General features: G+C 69.6%; 13 protein-coding genes. All 13 read right to left on the bottom strand.

The genetic code is table 11. From position 1 onward, the window contains the following. Positions 1 to 56: 56 nt before the first annotated feature. Entirely contained in the window at positions 57 to 683 is a 627-nt protein-coding gene (locus tag ACFOPO_RS04725; RefSeq protein WP_386701438.1) for a YbhB/YbcL family Raf kinase inhibitor-like protein, read from the bottom strand. Between the two features lie 113 nt (positions 684 to 796). Beyond that, complete coding sequence (locus ACFOPO_RS04720; RefSeq protein WP_386701436.1) at positions 797 to 2,872, bottom strand: tetratricopeptide repeat protein; 2,076 nt, start codon at positions 2,870 to 2,872, stop codon at positions 797 to 799. Between the two features lie 113 nt (positions 2,873 to 2,985). Beyond that, the gene (locus ACFOPO_RS04715) at positions 2,986 to 3,972 is read right to left on the bottom strand and encodes a YheT family hydrolase (protein ID WP_386701434.1); all 987 of its coding nucleotides are present in this window, start codon (positions 3,970 to 3,972) and stop codon (positions 2,986 to 2,988) included. Between the two features lie 74 nt (positions 3,973 to 4,046). Continuing rightward, the gene (locus tag ACFOPO_RS04710) at positions 4,047 to 4,853 is read right to left on the bottom strand and encodes a lysophospholipid acyltransferase family protein (protein WP_386701432.1); all 807 of its coding nucleotides are present in this window, start codon (positions 4,851 to 4,853) and stop codon (positions 4,047 to 4,049) included. 142 nt (positions 4,854 to 4,995) lie between these two features. Then, entirely contained in the window at positions 4,996 to 7,566 is a 2,571-nt protein-coding gene (locus ACFOPO_RS04705; RefSeq protein WP_386701430.1) for an exo 1,3/1,4-beta-D-glucan glucohydrolase, read from the bottom strand. A 440-nt stretch (positions 7,567 to 8,006) separates the two neighbouring features. Further along, positions 8,007 to 8,366: a hotdog fold thioesterase gene (locus ACFOPO_RS04700; RefSeq protein ID WP_386702667.1), complete on the bottom strand. Its 360-nt coding sequence runs from the start codon at positions 8,364 to 8,366 to the stop codon at positions 8,007 to 8,009. Positions 8,367 to 8,709: 343 nt separating this feature from the next. Continuing rightward, complete coding sequence (locus ACFOPO_RS04695; RefSeq protein WP_386701428.1) at positions 8,710 to 8,895, bottom strand: hypothetical protein; 186 nt, start codon at positions 8,893 to 8,895, stop codon at positions 8,710 to 8,712. Positions 8,896 to 8,940: 45 nt separating this feature from the next. Beyond that, the gene (locus ACFOPO_RS04690; RefSeq protein WP_386701426.1) at positions 8,941 to 9,138 is read right to left on the bottom strand and encodes a hypothetical protein; all 198 of its coding nucleotides are present in this window, start codon (positions 9,136 to 9,138) and stop codon (positions 8,941 to 8,943) included. Between the two features lie 361 nt (positions 9,139 to 9,499). Beyond that, positions 9,500 to 11,578, bottom strand: a complete 2,079-nt coding sequence (locus tag ACFOPO_RS04685; RefSeq protein ID WP_386701423.1) for a phospholipase D family protein — start codon at positions 11,576 to 11,578, stop codon at positions 9,500 to 9,502. Beyond that, the gene (locus ACFOPO_RS04680; protein WP_386701421.1) at positions 11,578 to 12,072 is read right to left on the bottom strand and encodes a YceI family protein; all 495 of its coding nucleotides are present in this window, start codon (positions 12,070 to 12,072) and stop codon (positions 11,578 to 11,580) included. The genes ACFOPO_RS04685 and ACFOPO_RS04680 overlap by 1 nt, the downstream gene beginning before the upstream one ends. Positions 12,073 to 12,209: 137 nt before the next feature. After that, the gene (locus tag ACFOPO_RS04675) at positions 12,210 to 12,686 is read right to left on the bottom strand and encodes a SixA phosphatase family protein (RefSeq protein WP_386701419.1); all 477 of its coding nucleotides are present in this window, start codon (positions 12,684 to 12,686) and stop codon (positions 12,210 to 12,212) included. 108 nt (positions 12,687 to 12,794) lie between these two features. Next, positions 12,795 to 13,427 carry an AAA family ATPase gene (locus tag ACFOPO_RS04670; RefSeq protein ID WP_386701417.1) on the bottom strand — a complete coding sequence of 211 codons (633 nt, stop codon included), beginning with the start codon at positions 13,425 to 13,427 and terminating at the stop codon, positions 12,795 to 12,797. A 70-nt stretch (positions 13,428 to 13,497) separates the two neighbouring features. Further along, a complete protein-coding gene (locus tag ACFOPO_RS04665) occupies positions 13,498 to 14,466 on the bottom strand; it encodes a hypothetical protein (RefSeq protein WP_386701415.1) in 969 nt (322 codons plus the stop codon). Between the last annotated feature and the right edge of the window lie 171 nt (positions 14,467 to 14,637).

Here is a 14,637-nt window from a genome sequence, read left to right as displayed (position 1 = left end):
ACTCCTCGTGCGATTGCAGTGCCCGCGCGCGCGGGCGAGGAGTCAGTCCCTGACGTTCAATCCTTGACGGCGTTGTTGAGCGAATAGGTGCCGTAGATCGCCACTTCGTCGAGGACATGGCTATGCATGGCCTTGAGCACCTGTGCGGCGGTGAAACGGTCCGGCACCGGCAGGTGGTCGATGTCGAGGGCGAAAAGGCGGAAGAAATAGCGGTGCAGTCGCAGGTCGTTCGGCGGCGGGAACGGGCCGTCGTAGCCGAACCAGTCGCCGGCCAGCGAAGCATCCTCGGCGAACCAGCCGGTGTAGTCGTTCATGCCCTGGCGCGCGCCGGCCGGACCGGCCGGATGCGTCTTGCCGTGCGGCACGACGCGATCGCTGCAGCTGCCGGCGACGATCTGGCTGACGCTGGTGGGGATGTCGACCATCGCCCAGTGGGTGAAGTCGCAACGCGGCTGCTCGGAGGGGATCAGCACGCCGGGCTTGCCAACCATCTCCGGCTCGGTCGGCACGTCCGGATCGATGCACAGCAGCACGAAGGACTTGGTGCCGGCCGGCGCGTCGCCCCAGGCCAGGTGCGGGTTGCGGTTGGGCGCGAACCCGAAACCGTCGGCGGTGGGCTGGCCGGCGGCGAATTCGGCCGGGATGCGCTGGCGGTGCTCGAAGCTGTCACTGCGGATGTACATGGGGGTCCTCCTTGCCGGGCCGGTCAGGCCCGGGTGCAATGTCCGCGCAGGCTACGCCACCCCCGCACCGGACCGCCATACGCGCTTAGTCGGCTGCCTTCATTCGGCCTGCTTCATTCGGCCTGGTAGCCCAGGCGCTGCGCCACCGGCGCAAGCAGCGCGAACTCCTCGGCCATGGCATCGCGGAACCGGCGCCAGTGGCCGGCGGGGAAATGCGGCGGCCCGATCTGCTCCTGCGGGACCACGCCCACGCGCAGGCCCATCGAATCGGCGATGGCCTGGGCGACGGTGGTCGGGTTGGCGTCATCCATCCGGATCAGGTGGTGCGGGAACAGGTCCTGCTCGTGCAGGTCGGCCACCTGGGCCATCGTCTGGGCCAGCCAGCGCGCGCCTTCCAGCGGCGAGGCCAGGGCCAGCGGCACCGGGCCACCGAAGGCGAGCCAGTCCAGCAGCATGTCGCGCGGGTCGCGCACGGCCACCATCAGCACGGCCTCGGGCAGGTGCGGGCGCAGGCCCAGCAGCAGTGCGTTGTCCCACCACAGCAGCCAGTCGAAGGCGCTGCCGCCCGGGATGCCGCGCGACGGCAGGGCCGCACGCCACAGGCTGACCATGTAGGCCGGGTCGAGGCTGCCGTCGAGCAGGCCGGGCACGGTGTTGTAGCGCTGCATCGGATCGTTCGGCGGCTGCGCGCCGAAGCGGTCGACCAACAGCGGACCGCCGGAGTGCTTCAGGGTCGCGCCGATGTATTCGACCAGCGAACCCGGTGCACCCCACAGCAGCAGCATGCCCGGTGCCTGCTCCGGACGCGGCGCCATTGCCGGCCATTGCGTGATCGGTCGGATCGTCGTTCCCGGCTGCGGCAGCGGCAGGCGCTCGTTGACGACATCGGCGTGCAGTTCGGCCCAGGTCGCGGCCGCCGCGTCGGGCTGGCCGGCGGCGTCGAAGCAGCGGCCGAGCAATTGCCGCAGGCTGCGCTTGACGCTCGGGTCCGGCGCCTGCGCCAGCAGCGTTTCCACGCGCAGGATCGCCGCGTCGGGGTCGTCGCGCAGCAGCTGGTCGACGATGCGCATCTCGGCCAGGGTGTGGCCGGGCTGCAGCTCGGTGATGCGCTGCGCGGTGGCGTAGGCCTGGTCGTGCTCGCCGGTCTGGTCGTGCAGGGTCGCCTGCGCTTCCAGTGCCGGCACGTAGTCGGGCATCGCTGCACGCCAGCGCGCGATCACGTCGCGCGCCTGGTCGCCGGCGAACTCCTCGAACAACAGGCGCGCACGCCACAGGTCCGGCGCCTGCGGGTGGTCGAGCAGGACGCCGTCGAGCGTGCTGCGGGCTTCGTCGAGCAGTTCCAGGCGACGCCAGGCCTCGAGTACCGCCAACAGCGCGCGGCGGTCGAGCGGCTGGGCAAGGAATGCCTGGCGGAGCAGCGACAGCGCGCGGTCGTTGCGGCCGGCATCGAGTTCGAGCTCGCCGACCAGGCGCTGCATGCCGGCGGTGGCGCCGTCGCCTTCGAGCAGCGGGGCGAGCTCGTCGGCCGCTTCGGCCGGACGCGACTGGCGGCGCAGCAGGTCGGCGACCAGCAGGCGCAGCGGGCGCGAGGTCGGTTCGGATTCGAGCAGGCCGCGGAAGGCCTGTTCGGCAAAGGCGAAGTGGCCCTTGCCCAGGTAGGCGAAACCGAGCGCGTGGCGCAGCTGCGGGTCGCCGGGGGTGCGTTCGGAGGCGCTGCTGAGGATCGCCAGGGCGCGGTCGGCATCACCACGGCGCAGCGCCAGGGTGCCTTCGATGGCGGCCACGTGCGGGTGCTCGGGGGCGATGCGGGCGGCGGTGCGGACCAGCCGATCGGCCTCGTTGAGGTCGCCGCGGGCGATCGCCAGATGGGCCTGGATGATGTAGGCGGGGAACTGGTTCGGGTCCAGGCCGGTGGTGCGGGCCAGGGCGGCCTGCGCCTCGTCGATCTGGCGCTCGCGCAGCAGCAGGCCGGCGCGCTCCAGGTGCATGTTGGCGTCTTCCGGGGCCAGTTCGATGGCCTGGTCGATGGCGGCCAGCGCGCCGTCGCGGTCGCCGTCCAGGCGCAGGGCCGCGGCCAGCAGTCGGTGCGCGTTGGCGTCCTGCGGCTGGGCGGCAATGGCCTCGCGCGCTGCGGCGAGCGCTTCGCTGGCCGCGCCACGGCGCAGGGCGTCAATGATCGGTTCGTACATGGACTGCTCGATGGTTCAGGCGAAACCGCGATTGTAGCGGCTGCGGGCGCACTGACCCTGCACGCGGCACGGGGTTTCAAGGTGTTTGGGGGTTCTGGAACCCCGCCCGGGGCTCAGCCGGCGGCGTCGACCATGCGCTGGGCGATCCAGCGCTCGGCGAAGCCGTCCAGGCTGGCGCTCTCGAGGAAGCCGCAATGGCCGCCCCACGGCGCGATCTCCAGCTGCGCGGTCCCGGGCAGGGTCAGCGAGTGGAAACCGTCGACCGGGATGACCGGGTCGTCCTGCGCCATCAGGATGCTGGCCGGCACCTGCAGGGCCGACAGGCGGTCGCCGGCGATCGAGTAACCGTCGAAGTAGCGCTCGAGCGTGCCGAATTCGGTGTGGCGCTCGACCATCCATTGCGTCAGCGGACGCATGCGCAGGCCCAGCACCTGGTCGTCGAAGGCGTGGATCTGCGGGAACAGTTCGCGCTTGCGCGCCAGCGAGTCGCGCCACTTGCGCTCGAAGTACCACAGGTAGACCGGCAGGCCGTTCTCCATCGACTCCATCGTCCGCGCCGGATCCAGCACCGGGCACACCGATGCGACGTGGACGAGGTCCAGCCCCGCCGCCGGCGCGCGCAGCGCCAGGCGCAGGGCGAAGTTACCGCCGAGCGAATAGCCGGCCACGGCCATCGGCCGGCCCGGGAAGCGCCGGGACACTTCCACCGCCGCGCGCACGACCTCGTCGATGCGGTTGGAGTGGAACAGGCCTTCGTTGAGGTGGTGGGTGTTGCCGTGGTCGCGGAAGTTGAGGCGGAACACCTCGAAGCCGGCACGCAGCAGTTGCACCGCGGTCAGGCGCATGTAGCTGGAGTCGACGCTGCCCTCCCAGCCGTGCAGCAGCAGCACCAGGCCGCGCGACTCGCGGTCGGGCATGACGCTGTGCAGGCCATGCAGGCGGGCATCGCCGGCGTCGATGAGGTGCTCGGTGCTGACCGCGCCCAGTTCGGCCAGGCTGCGCTCGCCATGGCGCCGGCGCAGCGAGCTGGAACCGAGCGCCGACTGGACGTGCGCGTTGCGCAGCCAGCGGGGCGGTCGGTAGTCGGCGGCAGTCAGCATGCCTCGGACCATAGCCATCTGAATTCGAGTGCGCCCACTAATTTACGAATGCCATGACGATGGGAACGTAGAACTCAAGCCGTCATGGCCTCGACAATGCGCGATCGGGCCAGATCGGCGATGCGGCGACGTCCGTCGGCCTCGCCCGGGGCGATCGGCGCGAGGAAATGCACCTCGGCCAGCCGCGCCGGCTCACCGAGCAGGCGCACGAAGTTGCCCAGGAAGCTCTCGCCCGGCTGGAACGCGACGATGTGCTGGGCGCTGCCGCCTTCGCCATAGCGCAGCGCCACCGGCTGCACCGGCACACCGGCCTCGACCGCGGCCAGGAAGATGCGCGCATGGAACGGGCCGATCTCGCGGCCGCCGCGCGTGCCGCCTTCGGGGAACACGCCGACCGAGCGCCCGGCGCGCAGGCGCGCCAGCATCTCGTGCAGCACGCCGCCGAGCGATTCGGTGCTGCCGCGGGAATGGAAGATGGTTTCGCCGCGTGCGGCCAGCCAACCGACCAGCGGCCAGCCTTCGATCTCGCGCTTGGCGACGAAGCCCATCATGCGCTGGCTGTGCAGGGTTTCGATGTCGATCCAGCTGACGTGGTTGGCGACGAACATCGCCGCGCCCTGCAACGGTTCACCGACACGGCGCAGGCGGAAGCCGAAGATCCACATCAGGCCGGCCGACCAGGCGCGGATCGCGCGATGGTCCAGGCGCTCGTTGCCGACGCGCACGCCAGCGGTCAGCGGCGTGCCGAGCAGCAGCACCAGCGGCAGGTCGACGACGATGTGCCACAGCAGCAGCGGCACGCGGACGAGGTAACGGAGGACGCGCGCGGCGGGCGCCGCGGTCGGCGCCGTCGCGCCGGCATGGGGGGACGGCGCATTCATTGATGGCACGATACCGAAGCGATGTCGCTGCGGCCAGCGCTGATTCGCCATACGTGGGTGGATGTTGCGGCGATGAATGGCCGCCGCGTTCGATGCAGGAGCCAGGTCACCGGCTCCCGCATCGATCAGATGCGCGAAAGGTTTACTTCAGCGCGCAGGCCATCACCTTTTCCGCATCGCCCTGTGCACCCAGCGAAACCTTCGACAGCGACAGCTGCCTGGGGCCCTTCGCCTTCAGCGTCAGCAGCGTGTCGATCTTGCTCATGTCGGCACCGGCGGCCTGGAAGCACTTGAGCGGAATGCCCAGCGTGGTCCACTTCGCCGGCGCGAGCCCGGCCAGCGTGTCGGCAAGCGGCAGCGTCGCGCCGCAGCCCGGGCCGCAGCCCACGCCGATGGCGACATCGCCCTGCGCCGGCGAATCCACGCGCAGGGTCAGCACCAGCATCACGTCGCCGTTGGTCTCGCGGACGAGGTCCTTGGCGGCATCGGACTGCAGCGACACGGTGGCGGCACCGGCACCGGACCACTCGATGCGGCGCGCGTCTTCCTGCGCGAGGTGATCGACGCCACGCACCTTGACGCTGCCGTCGGCGGACGCGGCCGGCAACGACGGCGCGTCGGCGGCGGCACCAGTCGCACCCTGCAGGCGCATCGTGACGCCCGGCGTCAGCACGCCGCGCGCGTAGTACACGCCCGGACGTCCCATCGCCGCCGAGACGCCCGGCTCTTCCGACAGCTTCGCCAGGTTGCCGTCGTCGCCGTAGGTCAGGCCATGGCCGAAGGCGAACTGCGGCGAGTAGTCGGCCTGGCCGACGTTGTTGGCGTACTGGTCGGCGCGACGCGGCCAGGAGAAGCTCAGCTTGCCCTTGAAGTCGTGCGCAGGCTTGCCGTTGTTTCCGGCCAGCAACACGTCGGCGACACCGCCGCCCTCGCTGCCCGGCAGCCAGGCGGCGACAAAGGCATCGGCGGCGTTGATCTCGCGGTTCATCCACAGCGGCCGTCCACTGAGGAACACCGCCACCACCGGGATGCCTTCGGCCTTCAGGCGCTTGATCAGTTCGAGGTCACGATCGTCGCCGGGCTTGTACCAGAGTGTCGGGATGTCGCCCTGGAACTCGGCGTAGGGATCCTCGCCGAACACCACGATGGCGGCGTCGGGCTTGCGCGTGTAGCGGCCATCGATCGCCAGCTCGGCGTGGCCACCGGCACTGCGCACGGCGCTGTCGAGGCCTTCCCAGATGGTCTGGCCATTGGGGAAGTCGGCGCGCGTGCTGCCCACGCCCTGCCAGTTGAGGGTCCAGCCGCCACTCTGCTTGCCCATGTCGTTGGCGCCGTCGCCGGCGACGAGCACGTTGCGCTTGGGATCGAGCGGCAGCAGATGGTCGGCGTTCTTGAGCAGCACCAGCGATTCGCGCACGGCCTGGCGTGCGATCGCGCGATGGTCCGGGGCGCCGAGCAGTTCGAACTTGCCACCGAGGGGACGCTGCGACGGCTTGCCGGCATCGAACAGGTGCAGGCGGAACTTCACCCGCAACACGCGACGCACGGCATCGTCCAGGCGCGCCATCGGCAGTTCGCCACTGCGGGCCGCGGCGAGCGTGCTTTCGTACACCGCCTTCCAGGTATCGGGCGCCATCACCATGTCGATGCCGGCGGCGATCACCGCCGGGCAACCGTCGTTGCTGCAGCCCGGGACCTGGCCGTGGGCATTCCAGTCGGTGACGACGAAACCATCGAAGTTCATGCGCTTCTTCAGCACCTCGGTGATCAGGCCCTCGTGCGCGGCGAGCTTGATGCCCTGCCAGCTGCTGAAGGACGTCATCACCGCCTGCGCACCCACCGCAATCGCCGGCGGATAACCGGCGGCGTGGACATCGCGCAGTACTTCCTCGCTCGACAGGTTGTCGCCCTGGTCTTTGCCGCCGTCCGTGCCACCGTCACCGACGTAATGCTTGACCGAGGAGATCACGTGCTGGCCGTCGAGGAACCCGGGCTTGCCCGGGATGCCCTGCAGGCCTTCGACCATCGCCGCGGAGTACGACGCCACCAGCTGCGGTTGTTCGGAATAGCCTTCGTACGAGCGGCCCCAGCGGTCGTCCTGCGGCACCGCCACGGTCGGCGCGAACGTCCACTCCATGCCGGTGGCGCGCGTCTCGATCGCGGTGACGCGGCCGATCTCGCGGATCAGCGCCGGGTCGCGCGCGGCGCCCAAGCCGATGTTGTGCGGGAACACGGTGGCGCCGACGATGTTGCTCTGGCCATGCACGGCGTCGATGCCGAACACGATCGGGATGGCCTTGCCACCGCCGCTGGTGTCCATCGACGCTTCGTAATACGCGTCGGCCAGCGCCAGCCAGTCAGCGGGCGGGGCGTTGTACTTGGCGCCCGGGTCGGAGTTGCCGCCGGCGAGGACGGAGCCGATGCGATATTTGCGGACGTCGTCCGGCGTCATGGCGGTGATGTCGCCCTGGACGACCTGCCCGACCTTCTCTTCGAGCGTCATCGACGCCAGCAGGCGGTCGATGCGGCGCTCCATGGCGCGGTCGACGGGCAGCGCGCGCGCCACCTTCGGCCACAGCTCGGGGTGGATGCTGCCGTCAGCGGCGACGACGACGCCGGTGCCTGTCACCAGGCCCACTGCGATCAGTCCTGCCAGGATGCCGTTCTTCCGCGGGCGCACCGCACGTACTGCTGTGTCCAAGGCCGTCTCCATGATCCCCACGCCAGGCGCTTTCGCTGGCGGGGCAAGACTGCGGCCCATTGGCGGGTTGCGTCAATCAACCCATGGTAGGTGGGGCGGTGGTCTTTGCGTTGTAGGCGCGGGCCAGGTGGGGTGTCCTCAACACCAAGCCAGAAGCAACGTCCTTGGGTTCCCGCCTTCGCGGGAATGACGGCTTTCGGACGAAGACCGGGCAATGAAATGCCGGAGCGGCGTTCGACGGGCCGGGGATTGATCCGCAGTGGGCCATGGATGGCCCACGCCCTGCCTTCGGACAGGATGTCCGAACGAAGGGGCGGAGCAATCCCCGGCCCGGCGGACGACGCCCAACGGAGCAGGAGCAACGGCAACGGCAACGGCAACGTCAAAGTGGATTCCGGCGTACGCCGGGATGACGGTGACGGATCCCGGCGTACGCCGGGATGACGGTGGAGCTAGGTGCGGGCGACCACCGCCAGGGTCAGGCGCGAGATGCAGACCAGGCGGCCGCGCTCGTCTTCGATGCGGATGTCCCAGACCTGGGTGCGGGCACCGATGTGGATCGGTCGCGCCGTGCCGGTCACCACGCCATCGCGCGCGGCGCGCAGGTGGTTGGCGTTGATCTCGATGCCGACACAGACCTCGTCGTCGCCGACGCACAGGTTGCCGGCGCTGCTGCCCAGGGTCTCGGCGAGCAGCACCGAAGCGCCGCCATGCAGCAGGCCGTACGGCTGGCGGGTGCGTTCGTCGACCGGCATGGTGCCGCGGACGAAGTCGTGGCCGATCTCGGTGAAGACGATGCCGAGCGGTTCCATCGCGGTGCCCCTGGACAGCGCGTTGAGGTCGGCGGGGACGGTGGTGCCGCGGAACGGCGAGCGCTGCGGCGCTGGGGGGGTGACGTCGCTCATCGCGCAACCTTAGCCCAGCGTGGGCGGTGGCGGCCAGCCGTGGCGGCGGCCCGGTGCGCGGATGCGGTCAGCAGGAATGCGAAGAAAAAAATCGGCCCGGTGGACGGCGCGTCGCCACGGAGAGAGTCCGACGAGCCGACCCCGGGCCAGGGGGAAGTGAGAGATGCGTTGTATGGAGCGGTGGTGCGGGTACTGCCGTTACAGCGACAGCGTCATTCGATACGTTCATCCGGTGGGTTCTTCGCTCGGATCACGCGCAACGGAAGCGCGGCTGCATCCAGTCCTGGGCGTAGTGGCGGTTGGTGGCATAACCGCTGCTGTTGCCGTAGCCGACGCCGAAGTCACGTTCGCGGTGAACATGGCGCTGCGGCATCGGAACAACGTTCGAGCGCGGAGCGGAGACGGGGACGGTCGGGGTGTGGGTGAAGGCGTTCATGGCGTGGTCCTGGCGAAGAGGTCTTGCGGTGTGGCGAGTAGCGGTTCAGGCGCAACGGAAGCGCGTCGGGCCCCACTCGGAGGTGTAGCGGCGGTTGCTGGCGTAGCCACTGCTGTTGCCGTAGCCGATGCCGAAATCGCGTTCGCGATGCAGGCGGGCCGGGGCGGCGTTGAGCACGTTGGCGGTCAGGCGGGCCGGGGCGGCCGGCTTGGCAAACAGGGAGGAGAGGCGGATGGCGTTCATGGCGGTGTCCTGATCAGCGGGGGATGTGACTTGGTGTGTTGGTAGACTACAACACCATATCGATTCCGCCATGGGCCATAAGTCACCCCACCGAAGACCTACCTGGTGAAGCGCAACCACATCCGGAACTTGCTGATATAGATAGCTATTTGGAGCGAACCGTTGCCATGACTGATGGCAGGGGTGAAGGCTCCGGCCCGCCGACGGGGCCGCCGGACCCCGGAAACGGGCCAACGGAGACAGTGACGAGCGTCACGGTCAGGCGTCTGAACAGGGCGTCACGCAGGGGGGCCAAACCAGCCACTGCGCAAAAACGGACCCGTAGCCCGGGTAAGCGAAGCGCACCCGGGACCCCGGAGCCTCAAAGAATCGGCGCCAACCCCGCCCCGAACGCCGTAAAGATCCGCGTCGTGATCCCCTTGAACCCCACCGACACCTCCGGGAAGTCCCCGACCGGCTGGTAGCAGGCGCGAAACCCCGGGTCGCTCGGCAGCAACGGCTGCGGGCACTCCGGCCCGGGCACGAACTCGTAGCTGGTGGCGTAGCGCATCGGCCACAGGTCGAAAATCGGCATCGCCTCGAACATCTTGCCGATCGAATAGTCCAGGCCGGAGAACACCGGCGGCTTGTCGCGCCGCGCGATCACCCACGAGTTGGCCGGTTCCATGTCGCGACGGATGCTCTGCGCCAGCGCCTGGGCGAACGCCACGTCCTCGATCACCACCGCGCTCTCGGTGTTGTAGTGGTCGCCGCGCGGATCGAAGTTGTGGGTACCGACCACGCCGATCTTCTCGTCGATCACCATCGACTTGGCGTGCATGCCGATGCGCACGCCGGCGCGCTCGAGCGGCACCGGCTGGTTGGCCTTTCGCGAGCCGTAGCGCAACGCGGTGTACTCGCGGGACAACGCTCGGCGGTACTGCTCGCGCTCGACCGCGCTGCGGCGGTCATAGCGCTCGCGCAGTTCGCGGTGCGTTTCCTGTGGCGTGGCCGAGCCGTGCGACGACGGTGGCTCGATGGTCTCGTCGGTCAGCGCCCGGCCTGGCTCGAGCGACGACGGATCGGCATCGTCGTCGGTGTCGGTGTCGCTTGCCGCCGCCGCGGCAGGACCGCCGGCATCGTCGAACGCCGGCAGGGTCGCGCCGGTGGTGGTGACGTCGATCGGCGCGTCGCGCGGGAAGGGCTTGTACTCGAAGATGTTGAAGCCGAACTCGCGCAGGTAGCGGCGCTTGTACTTGTACGACAGCGCGTAGGCGATGAAGGCGTCCGTCGCCGCCAGGCTGTTGGTCGAGATGATCACCGTCGGCCGCTCTTCGCGCGGGCGCTGGTGCATCTGGCGGAACATCTCCTGTGCCGCGTCCGACAGCACCAGGTACGGGGTCTGCAGCAGCACTTCCTTGCGCGCCGACTCGATCAGCTCGCGCAGCGATCCCGACGCCACCGCTTCCTGCGTGGCGCCGTTGCTGTGGTGCTTTTCTGGCGTGTCGGAGATGTAACGCACCTGCCCCACCGGCAGTGCCTGCGCGGCCAGGCGCTGCTGGACCACGGCGGCATCGGCGGCGTCGCGGCGCATCGCCTGCGCGCGCTCGGGATGGTCGTACACCGGCGTCGGCAAGGGCGGGACACCGACGTGCAGCAGGCGCTCGCCGACGTCGTTGAGGCGCTCGACCGGGACGCTGCGGCGATCGTTCCAGAACAGCGCGAAGTCCTCGCCCATCACGTGCGCGACCGGGCCGGCGACGAGCAGGTCGCGGTCGCGGAAGTTGTATTCCTTGTCCCAGTCGTAATAGTCGTCCTGGTAGTTGCGGCCACCGGTGATGCCGACGGCGCCATCGATGAGCAGCAACTTGGTGTGCATGCGCTGGTTGAGCTTGTTCCAGCAGCACGCCGCGGCCAGCGCGTACTGCGGGTAGCTGGTCTGGGCACGGCCGAGCACGGGGCTGTACAGGCGCAGCTCGAAATTCTTGTGGGCGGCGGCTAGCGCGGCCAGCGTGTCGACATGCTTGAGTGCCGACAACTGGTCGATCAGCACGCGCACGCGCACGCCGCGTTCGGCGGCGGCGATCAGTTCCTCCATCACCAGCCGGCCGGCATCGTCCTCGTCGAAGATGTAGGTCTGCAGGTCGATGGCGGTGGTGGCGCTGCGGATCAGGTTGATGCGCGCGAGCAATGCGTCCGGGCCGACGTCGATGATCAGCGCGTAATGGCGCGGTGCCTTCGCGGTCGATTCGGCGAAGGCGCGCGAGGCCAGCTGGCGCAGCGGCGAAGGCTGCGCGCAGGCGTCTTCGCGGACGCAGTCGACCCGGGTGGGGCGCGCCGCGGCGACCATCGCGCTGGCGCGGTCGCGCTGGGCGTTGGACAGCGAGGCGCAGCCGGACACGGCCAGCGCCAGCACCACCACGGCCAATCGCCAGGGCACGGACTTCACGAGCACTTGCATCAGCGCGCCTCGATCACGCGCACGCGCATGTTGAAGCGGACCGTGTCGGTCAGCGCCAGCTGCCAGCCATTGAGGTCGTAATCGGCGCGGCTGATGCTGCCGCTGGCGACGACATCGCAGTCCTTGCCGGGCCGGTCGCACACGGCCGGCGCCAGGTAGAAGGTTTCGACGCGGCTGACCCCGTGCATGGTCAGGCGACCGCGCAGGCGACCGCCGGTGCGGATCAGCGGCTCCGGGTGCGGGTCGGATTCGAACTCGATCAACGGGTGGTGCGCCGAATCGAAGAAGCTCGGCCCCCGCGCCATCGCGGTATAGCGCGCGGATCCGGCGACTTCGACGCCGCCGGTGCGCAGCACGATCCGGACCGTGTGGCGTCCGTCCGGCAACAGCGTCACTTCACCCTCGTACTGGGGAAACATGCCGACCACGCGCTGTCCCCAGCGCGTGCGCAGCTCGAAGCCGAAGCGGGTGAAGCGCGGATCGAACGCCTCCACCGACGCCGCCCGCACGGGGGCCGGAGCCGGGGCAGCGGAAGCGACGGACTGGCGGGCCAGCACAGGCGGGCCCGGCAACAGGCACGACAACAGCACACAGCACAGCAGCGCCACCGGGGCGCATCGCGAACTCGTTGTCACGGCCACCAGAAAGCGCTGAGCTGGGCCACTCCCGGTTCGAGGCTGGTCTGCGCTGGCACGCTCAGCACCGCGATCCCGCCCGGAGGCATGCCGCGGTAATCGCCGGACTGGCCGCTGTGGAGCAGCGCGGCCAGCCGTTCCAGCCCGGGGTTGTGGCCGACGACCATCAGCCGTTCGGACTCGCCGTGGGCATCGGCCAGGGCGATCAGCGTGCCCGGCGTCGCCTCGTAGATCGACGGTTCGATGCGCTGGTCGACGTAGCCGATCGCGCCCAGCACCGCCTCGAGGGTTTCGCGTGTGCGCCGCGAGGGCGAGCACAGCACGCAGTCGGGCACCATCTTGTTGGCCGCCAGCCAGCGGCCGGCGGCTTCGGCCTCGGCCAGCCCCTCGGCCGAGAGCGGGCGGTCCAGGTCGGCCTGGCCGTTACCGGCCGGTTCGGCGTGGGCATGGCGCAGCAGGATCAATTCACGCATTCGCGTTGCTACCTTTTCGCGTCTGGACCGAGGGAGGGCAGGATCGAGCAACATTATCCTCGACCGGCGTGATGCCGCACTGATTGACCACGCTGGACTGCGCGGTCGTCACGCTTTCTTCAACCACTTCAACAAGGGCTGCCAGTCGTCCTGGTGCTCGCGCACCTGCGCCGAGTGGTAGTCGAACAGGCTCTTGCCCAGCCCGGTCAGCACCACGTAGGCCTGGCTGTCGCGCAGCTGCGCCACCACCGGGTACGGCCAGGCCGCGAGCAGTTCCAGCGCATGCTGCGAGGCGTTGGTCCAGGGCTTGATCTTGTTGCCGACCAGGCCGACGCGGAGCGAACCCTTGCGCACCCGCGGGTGCCGGGCCAGCGAATCCAGGAACGGCACGGTCGCGTCGATGTCCAGCGCCGACGGCTGCACCGGCACCAGGACGGCATCGGCGTGCTCGAGGAAGCTGTCGAGATCGTCTGCCATCGCGCCGGCAGGTGCGTCGATCACCAGGCGCTGGGTGTCATCGGGCAGCTGCTTGCGCCAAGCCTTGCGGCGGGTGCCGTCGAGCGGCAGCACGGCACTGTCGAGCAATGCGCGGCGCTGGGCCCAACGGGTGGAGGACTCTTGCGGGTCGGCGTCGACCAGCGCGGTACGCAGGCCGTCGATGGCCGATTGCGCGGCGATATGGGTGGCGATCGTGGTCTTGCCGACGCCACCCTTGGAACTGGCCACCAGTACGGTCTTCATGCGAACTCCCTCTGGATGGAAGCCGCAGCGTACACCGGCCCGCTGCGGCGAAACCATCGCGGCGGCGGGCTCAGCCGGAAGGTCCGAGGGTGATCAGGTCGCGCTGGCGGGGGTCGTCCGGCAGCCAGCCGGGCGGCATGGCGTGGTCGTTGGCCTTGAGCCAGGCCTGCAGGGCGGGGGCTTCGCCGAGTTGCCATACAGCCCGGGCGCGGTCCGGCCCTTTCTGGCCGGGGAAGCGTGCGCCCACGGACAACAACCATTTCTCCTGCCGCAGGCGTTCGCGCCAGTAACGGTTGGCGGGCGTGCCAACGGTGAGAACGACCATCTGGTAGACGCCCATCACCCGGGCCAGGAGGATGTCGGCCTCGGCCATTCGCGTCGACGTGCCCATGCAGTCGCGCCGGCGGGACACTGGCAGCGGTGGGCGGCAGGCGCGAGTCAGCGGCGAGAACGAGGGCAGGTCGCCCACGCCGGGGTCGTGCAAGGACGCCAGCACGGTCGAAAAGTCTGCGTCGGACAGCGCAGGGCTGCCGTCCAGGTCGGCGATGTTCCGCAAAGTCCGATCGGCTTGCGGCGACCGTGGCGGCAATGGCATCGATGCCAGCAAGTCGGCGAGGAGCTTCGCACCCGTGTCGTAGCGGCTGTCGTAATGGCTTGCCTGCGCCGCGAGATGCAGATACTCGTCGAAAGCGGCCATGTCGCCGTCCTGGTACGCGCGCTCCGCCGCGACCATCCAGACCTCGGCATTGTCGGCATCCAGGCGCATGAGCCGCTGCAGGGCCGACGTGCGATCACACAGGGTCGAGCCGGGTGGGCAGCGCATGGCCTCCAGCCAGGCGATGCCGGGGTCGTCGGGCCGCAAACGGCCGGCCTCACCCAGCGCGGCGGCGACGCGGTCACTGATGTCTTCGGGCGCGGTCCCGTCGGCCGCCAGCAGCGGTGCCATGAGGCCCGCGGCCAGCGCGGATTCGGCGTCATCAGGCCGGGCCGCCAACCACTTCGCAAGCGCCTCTCCCAGCTCCGCGTTCCACTGTTTCAACGCGGCCCACTCCGCGGGACTGGGCGGCAAATGTGCGGGGCGCATCGCCCGGCGTAGTGCCGGTCGCGGCGAAGCATCGACGCGCGTGGCTGTTTCGCTTGCTGGGGAGTTCGCCTGAGACGTCGGCTCCCGCTCCGCCTTTCCGCAACCAGCAAGGCAGGCCAGTGCGAT

The organism is Lysobacter sp. GCM10012299, from assembly GCF_042649405.1.
Lineage (GTDB): Bacteria > Pseudomonadota > Gammaproteobacteria > Xanthomonadales > Xanthomonadaceae > Lysobacter_J.
The sequence above is the reverse complement of the archived record's forward strand: the minus strand, read 5'-3'. Positions and strand labels throughout refer to the sequence as shown.